The 2,500-nt window shown below is 47.8% G+C and carries 2 tRNA genes and 2 rRNA genes (1 of these 4 cut by a window edge); all 4 read left to right on the top strand.

Going from position 1 to position 2,500, the window contains the following annotated elements:
* Nucleotides 1-66: ribosomal RNA gene (locus LBH49_03885) — 16S ribosomal RNA — on the top strand (it extends 1,486 nt beyond the left edge of the window).
* 172 nt (nt 67-238) lie between these two features.
* Nucleotides 239-314: transfer RNA gene (locus tag LBH49_03880), tRNA-Ala, on the top strand.
* Nucleotides 315-329: 15 nt separating this feature from the next.
* Nucleotides 330-406, top strand: a tRNA-Ile gene (locus LBH49_03875).
* A gap of 105 nt (nt 407-511) precedes the next feature.
* Nucleotides 512-2,500: ribosomal RNA gene (locus tag LBH49_03870) — 23S ribosomal RNA — on the top strand; the annotation flags it as partial.

Here is a 2,500-nt window from a genome sequence, read left to right as displayed (position 1 = left end):
TTGGTGATTGGGACGAAGTTGTAACAAGGTAGCCGTAGGGGAACCTGCGGCTGGATCACCTCCTTTCTAAGGAGAAATCTCGGTCACTTTGGTGGCAGGAGATATTGGTCGAACTTGCATAAGCAAGAGGTGGGAGTTGAACAAACCGCACAAGTAATTTTCTTAAAAATGTTCTTTATTAAATAGTCGATGGTTTTTAGGACCAGGATTGGTTCGATGGCGATGGCTTTGTTTTGGCGGGGTCGTAGCTCAGCTGGAAGAGCACCTGCTTTGCATGCAGGGGGTCGTCGGTTCGAATCCGATCGGCTCCACCACCGTTCCGGCGATTTGGGCTCATAGCTCAGTTGGTTAGAGCACACGCTTGATAAGCGTGGGGTCGGTGGTTCAAGTCCACCTGGGCCCACCAGCGTCATTAGGGTATTTTGTTCTTTGAAAGTTCAATGCATTGTGGGATTACAATGTAATAATTACTGAGAGAAATAACGTCTAGAAATTTGTTAAAAGGCGAAGAGGAAAAATTGATAAGGGCAATGAGTGAATGCCTTGGTGATATCAGGCGAAGAAGGACGTGGTAAGCTGCGATAAGCTTCGGGGAGCGGCAAATACGCTTTGATCCGGAGATTTCCGAATGGGGAAACCCAACCAACTGGTTAATACACGCTGAATATATAGGTGTGTATGGCTAACCTGCTGAACTGAAACATCTAAGTAAGCAGAGGAAAAGAAAGCGAATGCGATTCCCAGAGTAGTGGCGAGCGAAACGGGAACAGCCTAAACCGTGTGGATTTATCTATGCGGGGTCGTAGGAGCCCATCGTCGTATTGTCAAAAATAGAAGAATCCTTTGGAAAGAGGAGCCATAGAGGGTGATAGCCCCGTAGTCGAAATTTGAGACAAGCGTAGGGAATTCCTGAGTAGCACGGGACACGTGAAATCCTGTGTGAATTAACGCGGACCACCGCGTAAGGCTAAATACTCGATATCGACCGATAGTGAACTAGTACCGCGAGGGAAAGGTGAAAAGAACTCCGTCTAGGAGAGTGAAATAGTACCTGAAACTTATTGCCTACAAGCGGTCGGAGCACGTTTTTGTGTGACGGCGTACCTTTTGCATAATGGGTCTGGGAGTTGTTGTTTGTAGCAAGCTTAAGGCTTTTTCAAGCCGGAGGCGTAGCGAAAGCAAGTCTGAATAGGGCGATTAGTTGCAGGCAACAGACCCGAAACGGGATGATCTATCCATGGTCAGGTTGAAAGTAGAGTGAAATCTAGTGGAGGACCGAACCGGTGAACCTTGAGAAGTTCTCGGATGAACTGTGGATAGGGGTGAAAGGCTAATCAAATTCCGTTATAGCTGGTTCTCTTCGAAATATATTTAGGTATAGCCTCATGCGCTGATTACCGGGGGTAGAGCACTGAAAAAGCTAGGGCCCATACTAGGGTACCAAACTTTATCAAACTCCGAATACCGGTGAGTGTAGCATGGGAGTCAGTCTGCGGGGGATAAGCTCCATAGACGAGAGGGAAAGAGCCCAGACCGTCGATTAAGGCCCCTAAATCATCACTAAGTGGATTAAAGGAGGTGAGTCTGCATAGACAATAGGGATGTTGGCTTAGAAGCAGCCATCATTTAAATAGTGCGTAATAGCTAACCTATCGAGTGGATTTGCGCCGAAGATGATCGGGACTAAAGTGATGTGCCGAAATCGCGGACTCGTAAAATATTATGAGTGGTAGAAGAGCGTTCCAACCGGGCAGAAGCCAAAGCGGCAAGCGATGGTGGACTTGTTGGAAGTGAGTATCCAGACATGAGTAACGATAAATACGGTGAGAATCCGTATCGCCGAAAGGATAAGGTTTCCTGGGGAAGGGTCGTCCTCCCAGGGTTAGTCGAGAGCTAAGATGAGGCCAATTGGAGTAATCGATGCACGACAGGTCAATATTCCTGTACCATTTTGTGAGCGTTATAACTAGAGGAGTGACGGAGAAGGCTAAATCAGCACAGTGTTGATTTTGTGTCTAAGTGTTCGAGGCTGTTTGGTAGGAAAATCCGCCAAACATTAAGGCTGAGGCATTATGGGACTTTTTGGTTTCGACCAAAAGGGATTCGATTGATGTCATGCTTCCAAGAAAAGCTTCGCTAGGAGTTCACAGAATGCTCGTACCGCAAACCGACACAGGTATCCGAGATGAGTATTCTAAGGCGCGTGAGTTAAGTCTCTCTAAGGAACTAGGCAAACTGGCCCCGTATCTTTGGTAGAAGGGGTGCCTGGCAACAGGCCGCAGTGAAATGGCCCAACCGACTGTTTAGCAAAAACACAGCTCTCTGCTAAGTCGCAAGACGATGTATAGGGAGTGACACGTGACCAATGCGGAAAGGTGAACGCTGGAGGTGCAAGCTTCTGGTCTAAGCCCCCGTGAATGTCGGCCGTAACTATAACGGTCCTAAGGTAGCGAAATTCCTTGTCGGGTAAGTTCCGACCTGCACGAATCGTGTAACGAGT

This window comes from Puniceicoccales bacterium (assembly GCA_031255005.1).
GTDB lineage: Bacteria > Verrucomicrobiota > Verrucomicrobiia > Opitutales > LL51 > JAIRTH01.
The sequence above is the reverse complement of the archived record's forward strand: the minus strand, read 5'-3'. Positions and strand labels throughout refer to the sequence as shown.